Below are 19,126 nucleotides of genomic sequence, written 5' to 3' on the forward strand. Positions count from 1 at the left end.
CTTATTCAATATTTTAGTTTTATTATTTAAGAAAATTTTAAGTAAATTCATGTGTTATTAATTCTTAACATTATGGTAATATACTATCATTAATACAGACGTATTTTTGCCGAAAATTAAAACTCTTTAATAAAACTTAAACAATGAAAAAATTTTCAAAATGTTTATTGGTATTTGTAGTTTTTTTGTGCGCTACATTTGCATTTTCCCAAAGCACAGTATCTGGTAAAATTTTAGGATCAGATATGAACGAACCTTTACCAGGAGCTAATATCGTGGAGAAAGGAACCTCAAATGGTACAACTACCAATTTTGACGGTGATTTTTCATTTACTACGAATGCATCTTCTGGAGAATTGGTATTAACATTTGTTGGTTACAACTCTAAAACGATCTCTTTTTCTGGAGATCAAGATTTAGGTACAATTATGTTAACTTCAAGTGAAGTTGGTTTACAGGAAATTCAAATTATTGCATCTGTTGCAGTTGATAGAAAAACACCTGTCGCTGTATCTACAGTAAGAGCAGCAGAGATTGAATTAAAATTGGGAACTCAGGAATTTCCTGAAATTCTAAAATCTACTCCAGGTGTTTACGCTACAAAAACTGGAGGTGGTTATGGTGATGGTGAAATAAGACTTCGTGGTTTTAATTCTGAAAACGTTGCGGTAATGATCAACGGTGTACCTGTAAATGACATGGAAAACGGGCAAGTTTACTGGTCTAACTGGGCTGGTTTAGGTGATGTTACGAGCTCGATGCAAGTACAACGTGGACTTGGTGCTTCTAAAGTTGCTGTACCTTCTATTGGTGGTACAATTAATATTATCTCTAAAACGACAGACGTTGAAGAAGGTGGAAACTTTTACACAACTATAGGTAATGACGGTTTTAGAAAGTTTGGTTTGACCTACTCAACTGGGTTGATGGAAAATGGTTTGGCAGCAACAGTGTCTGCAGCTAAAACAGATGGAGATGGTTATGTTGATGGCACACCATTTAACGCTGTTTCTTATTTTATTAATATTTCAAAAGAAATTAATGATCAGCATAAATTATCATTTACTGCTTTTGGAGCTAAACAACGTCACGGTCAAAGACAAAACCCGCACTTGGTAGAAACTTTTAGAGCAAGTGAGAGAGGAAGAAAATACAACTCAGATTGGGGTTATAAGAACGGACAGCTTACAAGTGTAGAAGATAACTTTTACCATAAGCCACAAATTTCTTTAAACCATTATTGGGATATTAGTGATAAAACAAGTTTATCCACTGCAGCTTATGTGTCTTTTGGCTCTGGTGGTGGAGGTGGATTTAGTGGAGTTAATAAATTCCGTTTTGATGATGATACTTATAGAATCGGTGTTTTAGGTCCTGTAGATCTTGATTTAATCGTAGATGAAAATGAAGCTTTAGGTGTTGAGGGTTCTGAAACCATTTTAAGAGCATCTCGTAATGATCATAAGTGGTACGGAGTACTTTCTACATTAAAAACTGATCTTACTGATGACATCGTGTTTTTAGGAGGTTTAGATTTTAGAGGTTATAAAGGAATTCACTTTACTGAATTAACAGATTTACTTGGAGGTCAGTACTTTTCTGATGACTCCGATGTAAACGACCCAACTAAAATGGCACAAGTAGGGGACAAAATATTATATGATAACGATGGTAAAGTTGGATGGCTTGGGGCTTTTGCTCAAGTAGAGTACGATATTAAAGACAATTTAAATGCATTTGTATCTGTTTCTGCATCAAACACATCTTACCAGAGAGTTGACCGTTTTCTTTATCTAGATAGTGATCCATTACAAGAATCTGACAAATACAACTTCTTTGCTTATGGTGCAAAAGGAGGAGCAAGCTATAGATTTGATGATAAAAACAACGTGTTTGTTAACTTAGGTTATTTTGAAAGAGCACCTTATTTCAATTCTATATTCGCTAATAGAAACAACACAGATGTAAATGAAGATGCCGAAAATCAAAAAATTACAAGTTTTGAGGTAGGATACGGTCACAGAGGTGATAAACTATCTGCTAACGTTAACGTTTACCACACAACTTGGAATGATAGAACAGAGTTTGTAAGTTTCCCAGGACAAGAAGAAGGAACTCGTAATTTTGCAAATATATTAGGTGTAAATGCTGTTCACCAAGGGATTGAGGTTGATTTTGTTTATAAGGCAACACCTCAATTATCAATTACAGGTATGGCATCTCTTGGAGATTGGAGATGGCAAAACAATGTTGAAAATGTTCAAATTTTTGATGAAGAAAACAATGAGGTTGGAGATCCAATTAACATTTTTATTGAAGATTTACATGTTGGTAATGCAGCTCAAACAACTTTTGCCTTGGGTACTAATTACAATTTAACTGCTAAAACAATTTTCACAATAGATTATAACTACTTCGCAGATATCTATGCAGATTATGATCCAAGTAACCGTACGACTCCTGGTCCAGATGCATGGAAATTACCAAGTTATGGTATTTTTGATGCAGCAATAAGACATGAATTCAAATTTGGTAACTTTGATGCTGCTTTAACAGGTAGAATAAACAACGTATTTGATACAGAATATATCGCAGATGCTCGTGATGGAGCAGATTCAGATGTGTTTACCTCTCGAGTATTTTACGGTTTTGGAAGAACATTTAGCGTTGGAGCAAAACTTAATTTTTAAAAAAAAAGAAAAATGAAAAAAGTAATTTATTTATTCGCTTTAGTGGCTACGATCTTTGTAGGTTGTAATCCATTTGATGATATCAATGCAGAAATTGATGCACTACCAGACGAGCCTAATATTGGTTCATTTGAGTACACTTTAATCGATGCAGATTATGACCGTTTCGATTTAAGCTTCGGAAATTTTGGTTCTGAGGATCAAGCAAAAGATTCTATTCCATTATTATTGGAAGAATTATATCCATTATATGGTGAAGGATCTTCAGTTTTAGTAAACTATAAACTTTTTGTAGGACAAGCTGAAGGTGTAAGCGATTATACAGGAGCTACAACTTACCAATTAACAAATGACGATTATGCAACAACTGGAAGTGATGCTTTTGGATTTTATCCTAATGTTGATCCAACAGATGAGATTCCTGCAGTATTAGCTTCTCAAATTGCAGATCCTGTTGATGGACAATTGGTTTTAGCAACTTACAAGCAATATTTTGAAACTCCAGTAGTTGGTTTGGCTAATTTGTACCAAGCTGTTTTTCCTGGAGACTTTGATAATTTTGAACTAATTTCAGTATCTGGCCCAGAAGCATTAGGATGGACTGTAGGAGCTGCAAACGTTCAAGGTTCTGGTTTTGATGGTGGAGCAAATACAGTTGAAGAATGGTTGATTTCACCAGAAATTGATTTAACTGGTGAATCTGATTTATTATTTCAAATTACTCAAGAAATTGATTTTTTAGGTAATGAGGCTTTAATTGACATATTAGTGGCTACAGACTACACAACAGGTGGTGATGTCATGGCAGCAAACTGGACAGCAATTGATTTTGATAAAACTGCCTACGGAAATTTAACAACATCTGAAGATTTTGATTTTTCAGATTATGATGGTCAACAAATTCATGTTGCTTTGAAATATGGTTCGATTGGAGACGATCCAGCTACACCAGATGTTGATGAAGGAGATTCTCCAAGATGGAGAGTACAGGATTTTGCAATTAGAACATTAGGTGTTACTGGAGATACAGATGGTAAAGGCGAATACTTTGTTTACAATGGTGGTTCTTGGGAAGAAGCAGAAGGTGTGTATTACCTAAGTGATTCAGATTATGATTCTATGGGTGAAGGTTCTGGACAACCAGGAGCTTTCAATAACTTTAGTAGCTCAACTCCTGCAGACAACTATATTCCTACATTTTTAGGCATTGAATATCCATTTGCACAAGAGGAAGATCAAATATTTGTTGTTTACAAGTATTTTTCAAGTAGTAGTGGAGCAGGTATTAGAGGCAACTTATATACCTTTATGAGTGGTTCTTGGATGGCTAGTCAAAGTGTTATTGATACATCTTTACAATTTGGTTATACAGGTGGAGAATGGGTACCAGATAATACAGTGAGATACACAATTAGCGGAGATGATTATGATTATATAGAAGCAAATTATGCTGCTACACCAGGTTTTGAGGCTGCTGTGTCAAGTATGGCTAACTTTGGTAACTTTGATAGAAGAGATTCTAATCCTGCGTATTGGAGTAACGACATGATCTTGACTGTATTTTCAGATCTTTTAGAAAATGTAATTGCACCTACAGCAGAGAACGGTCAAAAATATGTTATGACTGTTGATATTTACGATGGTAGTAACGGAACTGAAGATTTCGCTTTTATCAAAGATTTAGAAACAGGTATGTGGAGATACCAAACGGAAGAAGACTAATTAAAAGTCACGTTCTAATAAAAAATGCCTATCAGTTTTGATAGGCATTTTTATTTTTCCGAAGAAAGAAATAACAGTGTCATTCTTTCCATTCTATAGTTTCCATAATATGCTTAATATCATTTTTAAGATATGTTGCAGCAGGTAAAATAGAGTCGTAATTCGGTTTTGCGTAAAAATACAAAGAGCCTGTTAAAAAGTGTTTGGTACTATCTGTGACATAAAATTGTGACTGTGATGCAGCGTTACCACCAACTTCATAGAACATGCCATATACACTTTCTTTTGGATTCTCATAAAGAACGCTTTCTATCTCATCTGCTTTTATGGTGTGCTTTTGGGTGAGCGTTTGTGCATCTCTCAGTAAAGTTGTGAGATTTGAATCATTTACCTTTTTGTAAGTGAGATAAATGGTGCCTTTCATATTTGGATAGTTGATGTTTACTCCTGTAGAGTTATTTATACCATCTAATTTTATGTTCTTGATTTTTTCAGCAAGTTCATTTTTTTCGAAAGTAAAGGGTAATCTTACATCTACTTTTGAGTATTTTGGAACTTCATAGTCTAATCGCAACATTGCTTTTGGCTTTGGTAACGGGTCATTTCCGCAGGAAAAACATGCAACTGCCAGAATAGGTATAACTAATCTTTTAATTCTCATTAGGTTTAAGTGAGTTAGTCTAAAATTGTGAACTTGATTTGTTTGATTCGTTTTTTATCAATCGCCTCTACAGTAAAAACGTAATTTTTGAAATTTATTTTACTTTGACGTCTTGGGAATATTCCAGAAACTTCTAAAACAAAGCCAGCTAACGTTTCGGCTTCACCTTTATGGTCTTCAAAACTACTTTCGTCTTCTAGTTTTACAATTTTATAGAAATCCTTTAGGGTAGTTTTACCTTCAAATGAATAATTGTTGTTGTCAATTTTGGTGTAAACGATATCATCATCAAACTCATCACTTATATCTCCAACGATTTCTTCAATGACATCTTCCAAAGATACAACTCCGCAAGTACCACCATACTCATCAACTACGACAGCAAGGTGTACTTTCTTTTCTTGAAACTCCACCATAAGATCATCGAGTTTTTTGTTTTCTGGAACAAAAAAGGGGTCACGAAGTAAAGTGGTCCAGTTAAAGGTTTCTCTGTCAATGTAAGGTAGTAAATCCTTTACGTATAAAATACCTGTTACATTGTCAATACTTTCTTTATATACAGGAATTCTAGAGTATCCGTTTTTAACGACTTCTTCAATGATATCGGTATACTTCGCATCTTCATTAAGAGCAAAAATATCCATTCTAGGTCGCATGACTTGTTTGGTATCTGTATTACCAAAAGATACGATGCCTTTAAGGATCTTATGTTCTTCATCTGTTGTATCGCTTTCACCAGTTAACTCTAGAGCTTGCGATAATTGATCAACGCTAAGGTTTGATTTTTGCTTACCCAATTTATTGTGAATTCCCAGTGTAATTTGGCGCATAGGTAAACTAATTGGAGAAAATATTACATCCAGTACTTTTAGCGGAATTGCCATAAATACAGCAAATTTGACCCTGTTTCTACTTGCATAGATTTTAGGTACAATTTCACCAAACAATAATATTAAAAAGGTGATGACAACCACTTCAAGAAGAAACCTTACCCATTCTACATCAACACTGCTAAACAATGTTTCGCCCAAATAAGCAAACAAAATTACAATTCCAATGTTTATAAAATTATTGGCCACAAGTATCGTTGCCAGCAACTTTTTTGGACGCTCTAATAGTTTTGAGATGATATTGAATTTTTTTGAATTTTCTTCAAGACCAGTATCAATATCAGACTTACTTAAGGAGAAAAAAGCAACTTCAACACCAGATATTAGTGCAGAGCAAAATAACAGTACAAAAAGTAAGATAAGCCCAGAAGCGAACGATACGTTTTCATTAAGCGTGGTAATTAGTAAACTCGTGGGTTCAGGATCCAAGGTAAATAAATTGGTTTAGTTTAGTTAAAATGGAAGATCATCAGCATCTTCGCTTTCTGTTTGTGGACTACTAACTGGTTTTTGTGCAGCTTGTTGAGCGTTTGAAGTTGGAGAATTTCCGCCTTGACTCTCGTTTTTAGTTGTTAAAAATGTAAAATCTGTACATTGAATTTCAGTAGAGTAACGATCTGCTCCCTTATCATCTTGCCATTTTCTAGTTTTAAGTCGACCTTCAATATAAACTTTATCGCCTTTAGACAAATACTTCTCGCAAATCTCTGCAGCTTTATTTCTCACCACAATATTATGCCACTCGGTATTAGTCACACGCTCGTTGGTTTGTTTATTGGTATAGGTCTCGTTTGTAGCCAAAGGGAAACGACCTACACAATTGCCACCATCAAAATAATGCATCTTTACTTCATCTCCCAAATGCCCAATTAGCATCACTTTATTTAATGTTCCTGACATAGTTTTCTGTTTTTTAAGACTACAAAATTAATCATTTTGAAATCAAAATAAGTTCATTATTAAAAGTATAAAAAAATAACGAGTTTTCTAAAAATTGAACTCATCAATAAAATTTCCAATTAATATGGGTGTCGGGTAGTTTTTCACTTCGGAAATTGGAATACCTTCTCTGTCAAGCATCTTAACCTCAATAATCCAAAATTTAGTAAATAAATGTTGATGTGATAATTTATGGACCAGCTCCTTAGTATTATAAAGGCTAAAATTAAAACCCTGCTCCTTAAAAAAGGACTTCACTTTTGGGTGCGTTTCAAATTGTGAGAGCGTAATTTCTTGATCACTCTCAATTAGAGGAAACTGGTATAAATTTCGCCAGATCCCTTTAGAGGTTCTCTTCTCAAAAATTGTTTTTTTATCTTCGGAAATGAGCACCAAAAAATTAAAATACTTTTTTGTGACTTTGGTCTTCTTTAATTTAACAGGTAATTGGTCAACCATTCCTTTTTGTAAAGCAACACAACTATCCTTTAAAGGGCAGACGATACAATACGGGTTTTTTGGCTTACACAGGGTAGCACCAAACTCCATAACCGCCTGATTATAATCTCCGGGATTTTCAGTATCTAATAATGTTGTAGCTAGAGCTTTAAATTCTTTTATGCCTTGAGTACTGTTGATAGGAGTGGAGATTCCAAAATATCTAGACAGAACTCTATATACATTACCATCTACAACCGCATGAGGTTCATTATAGGATATAGAAGATATTGCGCTTGCGGTATAATCGCCAACACCCTTGAGTTTTAATATTTCCGCATACGTATTAGGGAATTCGCCATTGAGCTCATTCGCAATATATTTAGCAGAGGCATGTAAATTTCTAGCCCTAGAATAATAACCCAAACCTTGCCAAAGCTTCAAAACCTCTTCTTCATGTGCGTTAGCGAGATCAAAAACATTAGGATAATTGGTAACAAAAGCTTCATAATAAGGTAAACCCTGTTTGATTTGAGTTTGTTGCATTATTATTTCCGACAACCAAATGTAATATGGGTTTTTGGTAGTTCGCCATGGCAGTTTTCTCTTATTAACTGAATACCAATGTGTTAAAATTGTATTAAAATTCATTAATTCTTTAAAATATTTACAAAAGTAAATCTTTAGCATGTTAAATTTTAATTAATTACGCTTGAAATATTGAATATAAATTACCTATATTTGCATCCCTTATAATTAATAGATAACCCTAAAAATTAATAACAATGACGAAAGCTGATATAGTAGCTAAAATTTCTGATAAATTAGGAATTGAAAAAGGAGATGTTCAAGCAACTGTTGAGACATTCATGGAAGAAGTAAAATCTTCTTTAGAAGGTGGAGATAACGTTTACCTAAGAGGTTTTGGAAGTTTTATCGTAAAAACTAGAGCAGAAAAAACAGGACGTAACATTTCTAAGAATACAACAATAAAAATACCTGCACACAATATACCTGCATTTAAACCTGCAAAAGTATTTGTTGAAGGTGTTAAGACCAATGTTGAGGTCAACTAAAAACAAAATTGCTGCGTATTGTTTGGTAACATTACTAAACCATGTTCAGTATTAAAATTAATATTAATTTAAAAAAACTTATTTATGCCAAGTGGTAAAAAAAGAAAAAGACACAAGGTAGCGACGCATAAGCGTAAAAAACGTAGACGCGCTAATCGTCACAAGAAAAAATAAATTGAAAAAGTAGTTTTTTAACTACTTTTTCAATTTTAGCTCAGATTGATTTTTTTGTTTCTTATAAATGAAAAAATCAATTGAGTTTATTTAACAACAACGTTCTTTGATATAAAATTCATGAGTTATTACGTATACCTTCGTAATACATGGGTTTGCTGGAAAACCCCAATTAATATTGGGAATCCTGTGTCAAAATAAATCCATCTGTTTTGAAATGAATCAAAATAGATTAAAATTAACAACATGGAAAAAGAATTGATTATTAGATCTAGTTCTGATATTGTTGATTTTGCCTTATTAAAAGATGGAAAACTTATCGAGTTACACAAAGATGAAGATGATAACAATTTTGCAGTTGGTGATATATTTATTGCCAAAATACGTAAAGCTGTTCCTGGTCTAAATGCTGCATTTGTTAATGTGGGTTATGAAAAAGATGCATTCTTGCATTATCATGATTTAGGTCCAAAATTACCTTCAGTTTTGAAATTCGTTAAACGTGTAAGCGCAGGTAGACATACCGATTTTTTACTGAAAAATTTTCAGTTTGAGAAAGATATAGACAAAAACGGAAGCATTGCTAACGTTTTAAAATCTAATCAATCTCTATTAGTACAAATTGTAAAAGAGCCAATTTCAACCAAAGGACCTCGTATAAGTAGCGAGTTGTCCATAGCAGGTCGTTATATTGTTCTCGTACCGTTTTCAGACCGTATTTCAATCTCTCAAAAGATTGAGTCCAAAGAAGAAAAAGAACGTTTAAAACGTTTGGTAAGAAGCATCACGCCTAAAGGTTTTGGAGTTATAATTCGTACTGTCGCAGAAGGCAAAAAAGTTGCCGAACTCGACAAAGATTTACAGAATTTGCTGAATAGATGGACAGCAATGTGTAGAAAACTAAATAAAGCACATCATCCTAGTAAGGTGTTGAGTGAAATGAACAAAGCCTCCTCAATTTTAAGAGACATCTTTGACGATTCATTCTCAGCCATTACAGTAGATGACGAATTGCTTTATGGACAGATTAAAGATTACGTGCAAGAAATTGCACCCAATAAAGAATCAATAGTTAAGATGTACAAAAATGGCGTACCACTTTATGAAAAGTTCGGAATAGAACGTCAAATCAAAACGTCTTTCGGTCGCACAGTCTCCATGGCAAAAGGAGCCTATTTGGTTATAGAACATACCGAAGCGATGCATGTTATTGATGTCAATAGCGGTAACCGATCTAACAAAGAAAAAAATCAAGAAGACACTGCCCTGGAAGTCAATATGATCTCTGCTTCAGAAATTGCTCGACAATTACGTTTACGTGATATGGGAGGCATTATCGTAGTAGATTTTATTGATATGAAAAGTGCAGGTAATCGAAAAAAATTGTTTCATCATCTTAGTGATGAAATGAATGATGACAAGGCAAAGCACAAGATTTTGCCACCCACTAAGTTTGGTTTAATACAAATTACCAGACAACGTGTTCGCCCAGAACGCAACATTAAAACAAAAGAAGACAATCCAAATGGTATTGCAGGTGAAGAAATTGAAGCACCAATTAAAGTGATTCAACGTATTACCCAAGACCTGGAGAGACTCTTCAAAAAAGACTATAAAAAGATAACGCTCAATGCGCATCCATTTATAGCAGCCTTTATAACCAAAGGGTTTCCATCAGTACGTTCTAAGTGGTTTATGGAACATAAAAAATGGGTAAAAGTTTTACCTAGAGATGCTTACACATATCTTGAATACCATTTTATTGATAAAAATGGTAAGGAAATCAAATAATATCTAAAACCCCTTTTCACTTTTGTGGAAAGGGGTTTTTGTTTTTAAATTAGTTTGTATTTTTTCTTCGGAATTTTTTTAACTAAAGTATATTTCCGAAGAAATCAAATCATGGCGCAGGATTAGGAATCTCTGCGTGAACTTCATTTATCGCTTTTAAAATATCATCACTTAATGTAATATTTACACTCTCAATATTTTCCTCAAGTTGTTCTATAGAAGTTGCTCCTATAATATTGCTGGTCATAAAAGGTCTGTCGGTCACAAACGCCAAAGACATTTGTGCCAAGGTCATATCATTATCCTCAGCAATCTTTAGGTAACGTTTTGTAGCTTCTGTACAGTTATGGCTACTGTATCTAGAAAACCTTGGGAATAATTTTAAACGCGAATGATCTCCTGCGGTTCCTTTTACATACTTGCCAGATAACACTCCAAAAGCCATTGGCGAATACGCTAATAAACCAATCTCCTCACGAATGGCAATTTCTGCCATATCCCCTTCAAAAACCCGATTTAATAACGAATATGCATTTTGGATCGTAATCATTCTTGGTAGATTATGAGCATTAGATTCTTCTAAATAGCGCATCGTTCCCCAAGCTTTTTCGTTAGAAATCCCAACATGACGAATTTTACCAGACTTAACAATTTCATCCAAACTATGGAGGATATCATTAAAGTTATCTTCCCATTTATCATTAGGTTTATGTTTGTAATCGCGTTCTCCAAAAGTATTAGTTTCGCGCTCTGGCCAGTGTAGTTGATATAAATCTATATAATCTGTTTTCAATCTTTTTAAACTGTCATTTACAGCATCATTAAGTGCTGCTTTGCTAAAACCGTTTGTTCTTATATGTGCTGTGTAATCTCCTGTACCAGCAATTTTACTTGCTAAAACTACTTTGTCACGATTTCCGGTTTTCTCAAACCAGTTTCCAATGATGCGTTCGGTTTCTGCATATGTTTTTTGTTCTGCTGGTACTGGATATAATTCTGCTGTATCAAAAAAATTAACGCCTTTGTCAAGCGCCAAATCCATTTGTGCAAAACCTTCGGCTTGGGTGTTTTGGTTTCCCCAGGTCATGGTGCCCAAACATATTTTACTAACTTTTATATCTGTTTTTGGTAACGTTGTGTATCTCATGTTTACTACCCGTGAAAACGGTAATCTTTTTAGTTAAATTTAATTACATGTAAATATAAACAGACCTTTCAGGTTTTTGAAATCTGAAAGGTCTAAATCTATGTTAAGGTTTTAAGTATGGGATGCGCACCAAGTGCGGGATGATAACCTATATATCATTCAACAACTTAGAAATCTCATCCAGCTTAGGTGTTAAAATTACCTCAATACGTCTGTTTTGAGCTTTACCTTCCGCAGAACTATTGCTCGCAATTGGTGCAAATTCACCACGTCCCGCTGCTGTTAAATTTTCTGGTTGTATGGATGGGTTTTCTCTCAATATATTTACGATTGCAGTTGCTCTTTTGGCAGATAGATCCCAGTTTCCGCTCAATTGGTCATTTCCTTTATATGGAACATCATCGGTATGACCTTCAATTAGTATGGCAATTTCAGGGTTTTCAGCCAATACTTCTCCCAATTGTTTTACAGCTTGCTTACCTTGGCTACCAACTGCCCAACTACCTGATTGAAAAAGTAGCTTGTTTTCCATAGAAACATAGACCTTCCCGTTGCGTTGCTCAACGGTTAATCCTTTACCTTCAAAATTGGTTAGCGCTTTGGAGATAGCATCTTTTAATTTACTCATGGCTGCATCTTTAGAAGCAATGACATTTTCTAGCTCTGCAACACGCTGCGATCTTGATTCTAATTCTTTTTTGAGTTTTTCTAATCGCGCATTTTCTGCGATTAAAGCTTGTTCTTTTGCTTCAAGCTGCGCTAGCAATTCTCTGTTCTTTTTTGAGTTTGCTGCAATGGAGGCACTACTGTTTTTTTCTAGGGCATTGTAAGATTCTTCAAGATTTTTATGCTCGTTAACTAAGGCTTTGTATTCACTTTCCCAAAGTTTGCTATCGGCCAATGCACTTTCATAGTCATCTTTTGTGTCTTTTAGCTCATTTTCAGCTTGATTTAAGGCAGTTTCTAAATCACGATTTTGATCAGATAAGCGTCTGTTATCTTTTTTTAGGTTTGTGTATTTGTCTTCTAAATCTGTATAGACTTTTTTTGATACACATGAGGTTGTTAATAGTAATGTTAGGGCTATTAATGGCAATTTTTTAAGCATGTTGTTTGATTTAAGTATAATTAATTTGGGTTTATTTTTATTATTTTAAATTTTGCTCAGATGTACAGTTTATTCTATCTCCAACAAAATCGGGCAATGATCACTGTGTACAGCATCTGTTAATATAACGCTTCGTTTGATATTATCTTGTAATGGTTCACTTACCATCCCATAATCTAATCGCCAGCCTTTGTTATTGGCTCTGGCGTTTGCTCTGTAACTCCACCATGAGAATTCTTGTTTTTCAGGATGTAAATGCCTGTATGAATCTATAAATCCGCTATCAATAAATTCTCCCAGCCATTCGCGTTCTTCTGGTAAAAAACCACTTACACCTTTCATTTTTGGGTTGTGGATATCAATTTCTTCGTGACAAATATTATAATCACCAAGTATAACTAAATTAGGATGCTCAACACGAAGCTCGTTTAAATACTGGTGAATCATGTTCATATATTCAAACTTATGGGATAAACGCGCATCGTTTGTTCCACTGGGCAAGTACATGCTCATCACAGAAATACCATCAAAATCTGCTCTAATGTTGCGACCTTCAAAATCCATGGATTCTATTCCGGTGCCATATTCTACATGTTTTGGTTCTGTTTTACTCAAAATAGCGACACCGCTATACCCTTTTTTTTGTGCACTAAACCAGTAATTGTATTTGTAGCCAGCATTTTCGATAACTTCAATATCTACTTGCTCTTTCATGGCCTTGATTTCTTGAAGGCAAACGACATCTGCATTGGTGAATTTTAGCCAATCGATCAAGCCTTTGTTCATAGCAGCTCGAACACCGTTGACATTGTATGAGATAATTTTCATGGTAATACGTTAAGGTTTCAGCTAAAATAAATAATACTGTACTTTTACACCATTATTTTAGGTCATTTTAACCATAAAATATTTTTCGTCTTTAGAAGTTTATATACTGAATGAAATTTACAATCACACTCATTTGTTTTATGCTGTCCTTTTGTGCTTTTGCGCAGGAGACAGCTTCTAATTATAGAACAAAAAAAGTAGTGGTTAGAGACTCAGTAAAAATTGATACGGTAAGCATCAACTCCAGCTGGTTTTTTCTTCGGAAAACAAATCAAACCCTTATTGACACGTCGTACTATAATGTGGACTTTGCCAAAGCTTTATTGACTTTCAAAAAACCTGTAGAAGTAGATTCCGTAGAAATATCCTATTTACGCTATCCAGATTTTTTAACCCGAAAATACGCGCAACTCGATGAAAATATTATTGTAGAAAATACAGATAATCTCCAGCGATTGTACAAGCTTAACCAATCTAATATACAGCGTAATTACCAACCTTTTGATGGGCTCAACACTTCAGGTAGTATTTCACGAGGAGTAACTTTGGGGAACAATCAAAACTCGGTTTTAAACAGTGAATTGGATTTACAGATTTCAGGTAAATTGAGTGATAAAGTCACACTTCGTGCCTCCATTCAAGATGCCAATATCCCATTGCAGGAAAGTGGTTATTCTCAACGTTTAGATGAGTTTGATCAAGTATTTATTGAACTTTTTAGTGACCGTTGGAATATTAGGGCAGGTGACATAGATTTGACCAATACCAACAGTTATTTTGCCAATTTTACAAAGCGTGTTCAAGGTTTGCAAGTCGCTGCAAATTTTGGTGATGAGGATTCAAAGACCAACATTTTTGCATCTGGAGCCTTGGTTCGTGGACAATTTACCACAAGCCAATTCACCGCTCAAGAAGGTAACCAGGGACCATACAAATTAACTGGACCCAATAACGAGTTGTTCGTGCTTATTGTCTCTGGCAGTGAAACCGTTTATGTGAACGGAATCCCAATTGAGCGTGGCGAAAACAAAGATTATATCATAGATTACAACGCAGGAGAGATCATTTTTAACTCTACGTTTCCTATTACTTCGGAAATGAGAATCACCGTAGATTACCAGTTTAGTGAACGAAATTTTTCTCGTTTTACAATTTATGGAGGCGGAACCTATGAATCTGAAAAATTGAAACTCGGTGTTTCTGTCTATTCCGAAGCAGATGCTAAAAACCAACCTTTACAACAAAATTTATCTTCGGAACAAGTAGAGATACTATCAAATGCAGGAGACGATATGTCACAGATGGTCGCACCTTCAGATGTGCCACAAGCTTTTGATGATAACCGAATTTTGTACCGAAAGGAATTTATTGGAGCAACCGAAATATTTGTGTTCTCAAACAATCCTGACGATGAACTTTTTAGCGTACGTTTTACACTGGTAGGCGCCAATCAAGGAGATTATATTTTAGTAAACAGCAATGCGGTCGAGAATATTTATGAATATGTTGCTCCAATAGCTGGCATTCCGCAGGGAAATTATGATCCTATTGTACGATTAATTGCTCCAGAAAAATTACAGGTCGCTGTAGTTAACGGACTTTACAAACCAACCGAAAAAACAGATGTATTTTTTGAATTGGCAGGAAGTAAAAATGATCAAAACCTCTTTTCAAATTTAGACGATAATGATAATAATGGATTTGCAGCTAAATTGAAATTTAATCAACAAATCATTAAAACAGATAGTCTTTGGAATTTAAATGCCTACGCAGATGCAGATATCATAAACAGGGATTTTAAAACCATACAACGTTTGTATAGAGCAGAGTTTAATCGTGATTGGAATTTAGAAAACCCACTTGGTAATCAAAATTTATTGACTACAGGAGTAGAATTGGTTCATGCAAAAAAAGGGATCGCAAACTATAAATTTGAGCATCTTAATTACTCTGAGAATTTTAATGGGAATCGACACAATATTTTTGCTAGTCTTCAGCTCAATAAGTTGAATGTTTTTTCAAATTCCAGTTTTTTGAGTAATAGCAGTAGTAATTCTACATCTACATTTTTGCGTTCGTTTAATCGTGTTATCTACAATTTTGATAAACAATGGGTTGGGACAAAAATTGCTTTAGAAGATAATGAGCAACGAGATCGTGAGACCGATTTACTGACCAATTTAAGTCAGCGTTTTAATTCTTACGAAGTATTTACGGGTTATGGAGATAGCACAGGTGTTTTTGTTGAGGTTGGCTACAAGTATCGGGTCAACGATAGTTTAAAAATGAATGAAAACGAAGTAAAACGCGTCAATACATCCAACACTTATTATGTGAAATCCAAAATCATTCAAAATACAAATACCAATTTGGGTCTGTTCGTAAATTATAGGGTTTTAAAAAATGAGGACGAGGACTTAGACAATGAAAACTCATTAAACTCAAGATTGAACTTCAATCAAAAATTATGGGATAATTTGGTATTGATTAGTACTGTATTTGAAACTAATTCTGGGACGTTACCACAACAAGATTTTACATACGTTGAGGTAGAACCAGGTCAAGGTGCTTATACTTGGATTGATTATAACGAAAACGGAATTCAAGAACTCAACGAGTTTGAAATTGCCCAATTTGCAGATCAAGGGGAATATATTAGAGTGTTACTTCCCAATCAGGTTTTTGTGAAGACGCACCAAAATAGGTTTAGTCAATCGTTGACTATAAACCCACAGCAATGGGCAGTTTCCGAAGAAAAGAGCAAAAAATTCTGGTCACATTTTTATAATCAAACTTCCTTTTTAGTAGATAGAAAAAATAGAAGGGAAGGTGAGGAGTTTGATTTGAATCCGTTTTCAACTTCCGAAGAAAATCAATTAGCCTTAAACAAAAGCATTCGTAATGTCCTGTTTTATAATAGAGGCAAACAGTTTTTTACGACCTCTTATACTTACTTGGCCAATACCAATAGAAATACGCTTTCAATTGGCTTTCAAGAGAATAAATTACAGAGTCATCAACTGCAATTCAACCATAAATTTTTCACCAATTGGCTTATTAATTTGCAATCTAGTTTTGAGACGAATGAGAATTTGAGTGAAAATTTTTCAACTAGAAATTACGAGCTAGAAGAAGTAAGATTTCAGCCTAAATTATCTTATATTTTTAATGAGAATGCACGTTTTGATGTGTTTTATCAATATACCTCAAAAGACAATGTTATTGGTAATATGGAGCAATTGCTACAAAATAATTACGGATTGTCATTTACCTATAATAATGCAAATAAAATTGCACTCACAGGAGAGGTTAACTATTTTAAAAATGAATTTACAGGTAATGCGAATACTCCTGTTTCGTACCAAATCCTAGAAGGACTACAGCCAGGAAATAATTTTACATGGAATCTTTTAGTCCAAAAAAAACTGACTAAATTTTTGGATTTAAATTTGAATTACTTCGGAAGGAAAACCGAAACTAGCAAAACCATTCATACAGGCACAGTGCAGTTGAAGGCTTATTTTTAATCTTTAATTATCTTTTTTATAATTTGGGATTGGTCCTTAAATGTAATTGTTAAAAAGTACACTCCAGATTTAAATTTTGAGAAGTCTATACCATTATTTGAGGATGCGTTTTCTGTATGATAAATAGTTTGTGACAATATGTTGAGAATGCTATAACCAAGGATTTGTTTGTTGGTTTCAACAAATAGCAAATTTTTAACAGGATTTGGAAATATATTCAAAGTATGATAATTAAACTCATCAACAGATAACGTGCTGGAGCCCTCTACAATATTTAAAGTTTGATTGATATCCAAATTATAAAAAATATCTTGAGTGCCACTTGGCCAATCTATTTTGAGATAATCTATGATAGTTGCAGTATTCAGTCCAAATAAAATAGAAGTTGAATTTTGGGACATGTAGCCCTCTCCATTATGGGTTTGCTTATATTGGATGTAATTATCTGCAGATAATTCAATTTTAGAACCTACACCATCTCTGTTGCTTTGAGTGCCTTCCAGTTTTATTTTTAGCCAATTATTATTGGCATCGTTTAAATTTTGCCATAAATCTACATTTTGATTGTTGGCATTTGTAACGATTATATCTGATAGGCCATCATTGTTAAAGTCACCTATTGCATTACAATAACTTTGTTTTTGATCATTTAGAAATCCAGCATTAGAAGGTATTTGAAACGAGTCTTCATCAATTCTTTCAAACATTACAGATGTATTTATAGATGGAATATTATATAATGAGCTACTCACGTATAAGTCCAAGTCAGTATCATTATCTGCGTCAAGAAAAACTGCTCCCCAGGTAAAACCACCATGTTCGCATCCAGTGATTTGAGCATAATCGGAAAATGTTTCATTACCATTATTTACTAATAGTACTGTATTGCCTCCATTTGTGACATAAATATCTATAAAGCCATCATTATTGTAATCTCCAACGGTTGTGGTCATGGCATTAATACCTAAATCAGTACCAGATGATGCACCAATTTCTGAGAACGTACCATCTCCATTATTTTTGTATAACTGATTTAAATTATATCCTTTGTCATTTGAGGTATAAATATCTAGCCAACCGTCATTATTTATATCCAAAAAGACAGAACAGAATGTCTGGTGTTTATCTGCGTCAATGCCAGCAATTACAGAAACATTTGTAAATGTGCCATCTCCATTATTTTTATAAAGAAAATTTGGAGTTGTAGTGGCGGTAGTTGCATCTTTACTACACAGAAAAACATCTAAAAACCCATCATTGTCATAATCTCCCCATGATGCGCCATTGGTAAAGATATTTGTTAAAGGAAAGCCTGAAGTTGAAGTAATATCTATTAATGTGAAATCACCTGTATTTTCAAAAAGTCTATTTCCATTGGTATTGCTAGTAATGAATAAATCTTTATCTCCATCATTATCAAAATCTACCCAATTAACCTGTTTAGTTTGATAGTTTAAGTTTATAATATTGAAATCTATATCTTCAAAAACACCATTATTGTTTCTAAAAAACTTAACGGGTTGACCGTCACCAGAAGCAAAAGTTAAATCATCCCATCCATCATTATCAAAATCAACAAAAGAAGCTCCACTCCCTAAATAAGGTGTCCCCACGGTATAGTTAAGACCTAAACTAGTGGCATTATTTTGGTAGTTAATTTGGCAGAATGAAAAGTAAGTTATTAGATTAATTAGAAATAAAAAGGGGTATTTCTTTATCATAATTTCAAATTTTTTAATATTTAAAAGTTGAAAAGCCAAAATACTAAAATTATGTTAAAACATAAATTATTTATGTTAATTTGAAGGTTTTGTTTGATATAAATTAGTTTAATAGTTAAATATGTAATTATATCGCTTTTATAAAGCGATATTCATATGATAAATTAATATATGCAACCTTATCCCCATTTTTGTATCATAAAATTGAAATAAAATTTAATAGTATTCCCCATTAATAATTTATTATCCTAATAACTTCGGAAAAAAATATGCAGCGGGATTTTTTGTAGAAGGTTTTTGTGTGTTTAGTTCTTATGATGTTCGAAATTCTTTTTTTTCTGAAAATGAATTTGATCTAACCATTGTAACTGAAGAAAAAACAGTGTTTGATTTAGTGACAGGGTTTGGTCTTTG

13 protein-coding genes are annotated in these 19,126 nt (G+C 33.8%); 5 read left to right on the plus strand and 8 right to left on the minus strand.

Annotated elements, in window-relative coordinates:
- Window positions 1-143: 143 nt before the first annotated feature.
- Window positions 144-2,690, plus strand: a complete 2,547-nt coding sequence (locus GQ40_RS14370; RefSeq protein WP_047549873.1) for a TonB-dependent receptor — start codon at window positions 144-146, stop codon at window positions 2,688-2,690.
- 12 nt (window positions 2,691-2,702) lie between these two features.
- Complete coding sequence (locus tag GQ40_RS14375; protein WP_047549876.1) at window positions 2,703-4,412, plus strand: choice-of-anchor J domain-containing protein; 1,710 nt, start codon at window positions 2,703-2,705, stop codon at window positions 4,410-4,412.
- 79 nt (window positions 4,413-4,491) lie between these two features.
- Here the strand turns inward: GQ40_RS14375 and gldD are convergent, their stop codons facing one another.
- From gldD to mutY, 4 genes are all read right to left on the minus strand, one after another.
- Window positions 4,492-5,073 (minus strand): gliding motility lipoprotein GldD, encoded by a 582-nt coding sequence (gene gldD, locus GQ40_RS14380; RefSeq protein ID WP_047549879.1) that lies wholly within the window; start codon window positions 5,071-5,073, stop codon window positions 4,492-4,494.
- 14 nt (window positions 5,074-5,087) lie between these two features.
- On the minus strand, window positions 5,088-6,392 hold the full coding sequence (locus GQ40_RS14385; RefSeq protein WP_047549882.1) for a gliding motility-associated protein GldE: 1,305 nt from the start codon (window positions 6,390-6,392) through the stop codon (window positions 5,088-5,090).
- Window positions 6,393-6,416: 24 nt separating this feature from the next.
- A complete protein-coding gene (locus GQ40_RS14390) occupies window positions 6,417-6,863 on the minus strand; it encodes a single-stranded DNA-binding protein (protein WP_047549886.1) in 447 nt (148 codons plus the stop codon).
- A gap of 87 nt (window positions 6,864-6,950) precedes the next feature.
- Window positions 6,951-7,991: an A/G-specific adenine glycosylase gene (gene mutY, locus GQ40_RS14395; RefSeq protein ID WP_047549888.1), complete on the minus strand. Its 1,041-nt coding sequence runs from the start codon at window positions 7,989-7,991 to the stop codon at window positions 6,951-6,953.
- A 134-nt stretch (window positions 7,992-8,125) separates the two neighbouring features.
- Here mutY and GQ40_RS14400 point away from each other — a divergent pair, with 134 nt between their 5' ends.
- Both GQ40_RS14400 and GQ40_RS14405 read left to right on the plus strand, forming a co-directional pair.
- Window positions 8,126-8,416, plus strand: a complete 291-nt coding sequence (locus GQ40_RS14400) for an HU family DNA-binding protein (RefSeq protein ID WP_028870804.1) — start codon at window positions 8,126-8,128, stop codon at window positions 8,414-8,416.
- A 420-nt stretch (window positions 8,417-8,836) separates the two neighbouring features.
- Complete coding sequence (locus GQ40_RS14405) at window positions 8,837-10,381, plus strand: ribonuclease E/G (protein WP_047549893.1); 1,545 nt, start codon at window positions 8,837-8,839, stop codon at window positions 10,379-10,381.
- A 109-nt stretch (window positions 10,382-10,490) separates the two neighbouring features.
- Here the strand turns inward: GQ40_RS14405 and GQ40_RS14410 are convergent, their stop codons facing one another.
- The 3 genes from GQ40_RS14410 to GQ40_RS14420 form a co-directional block, all read right to left on the minus strand.
- Window positions 10,491-11,528, minus strand: a complete 1,038-nt coding sequence (locus GQ40_RS14410) for an aldo/keto reductase (RefSeq protein WP_047549896.1) — start codon at window positions 11,526-11,528, stop codon at window positions 10,491-10,493.
- Between the two features lie 148 nt (window positions 11,529-11,676).
- The gene (locus tag GQ40_RS14415) at window positions 11,677-12,636 is read right to left on the minus strand and encodes an OmpA family protein (RefSeq protein WP_047549899.1); all 960 of its coding nucleotides are present in this window, start codon (window positions 12,634-12,636) and stop codon (window positions 11,677-11,679) included.
- 69 nt (window positions 12,637-12,705) lie between these two features.
- Window positions 12,706-13,464, minus strand: coding sequence for an exodeoxyribonuclease III (locus GQ40_RS14420; RefSeq protein ID WP_047549902.1), 759 nt, complete (start codon window positions 13,462-13,464; stop codon window positions 12,706-12,708).
- A 110-nt stretch (window positions 13,465-13,574) separates the two neighbouring features.
- On the opposite strand from GQ40_RS14420, the gene GQ40_RS14425 reads away from it, so the two are divergent.
- On the plus strand, window positions 13,575-16,991 hold the full coding sequence (locus tag GQ40_RS14425; protein ID WP_047549904.1) for a hypothetical protein: 3,417 nt from the start codon (window positions 13,575-13,577) through the stop codon (window positions 16,989-16,991).
- Here the strand turns inward: GQ40_RS14425 and GQ40_RS14430 are convergent.
- Entirely contained in the window at window positions 16,988-18,712 is a 1,725-nt protein-coding gene (locus tag GQ40_RS14430; RefSeq protein ID WP_156115596.1) for an FG-GAP-like repeat-containing protein, read from the minus strand. The two genes, GQ40_RS14425 and GQ40_RS14430, sit on opposite strands and share 4 nt — an antisense overlap.
- Between the last annotated feature and the right edge of the window lie 414 nt (window positions 18,713-19,126).

It is taken from the genome of Psychroserpens sp. Hel_I_66, from assembly GCF_000799465.1.
Taxonomy (GTDB): domain Bacteria; phylum Bacteroidota; class Bacteroidia; order Flavobacteriales; family Flavobacteriaceae; genus Psychroserpens.

Bases quoted from the DNA above. Each gene is read 5' to 3' on its own strand.
- GQ40_RS14370 (WP_047549873.1), top strand. From the start codon at position 144: ATGAAAAAATTTTCAAAATGTTTATTGGTATTTGTAGTTTTTTTGTGC.
- GQ40_RS14375 (WP_047549876.1), top strand. From the start codon at position 2,703: ATGAAAAAAGTAATTTATTTATTCGCTTTAGTGGCTACGATCTTTGTA.
- gldD (WP_047549879.1), bottom strand. From the start codon at position 5,073: ATGAGAATTAAAAGATTAGTTATACCTATTCTGGCAGTTGCATGTTTT.
- GQ40_RS14390 (WP_047549886.1), bottom strand. From the start codon at position 6,863: ATGTCAGGAACATTAAATAAAGTGATGCTAATTGGGCATTTGGGAGAT.
- mutY (WP_047549888.1), bottom strand. From the start codon at position 7,991: ATGAATTTTAATACAATTTTAACACATTGGTATTCAGTTAATAAGAGA.
- GQ40_RS14400 (WP_028870804.1), top strand. From the start codon at position 8,126: ATGACGAAAGCTGATATAGTAGCTAAAATTTCTGATAAATTAGGAATT.
- GQ40_RS14405 (WP_047549893.1), top strand. From the start codon at position 8,837: ATGGAAAAAGAATTGATTATTAGATCTAGTTCTGATATTGTTGATTTT.
- GQ40_RS14410 (WP_047549896.1), bottom strand. From the start codon at position 11,528: ATGAGATACACAACGTTACCAAAAACAGATATAAAAGTTAGTAAAATA.
- GQ40_RS14415 (WP_047549899.1), bottom strand. From the start codon at position 12,636: ATGCTTAAAAAATTGCCATTAATAGCCCTAACATTACTATTAACAACC.
- GQ40_RS14420 (WP_047549902.1), bottom strand. From the start codon at position 13,464: ATGAAAATTATCTCATACAATGTCAACGGTGTTCGAGCTGCTATGAAC.
- GQ40_RS14425 (WP_047549904.1), top strand. From the start codon at position 13,575: ATGAAATTTACAATCACACTCATTTGTTTTATGCTGTCCTTTTGTGCT.
- GQ40_RS14430 (WP_156115596.1), bottom strand. From the start codon at position 18,712: ATGATAAAGAAATACCCCTTTTTATTTCTAATTAATCTAATAACTTAC.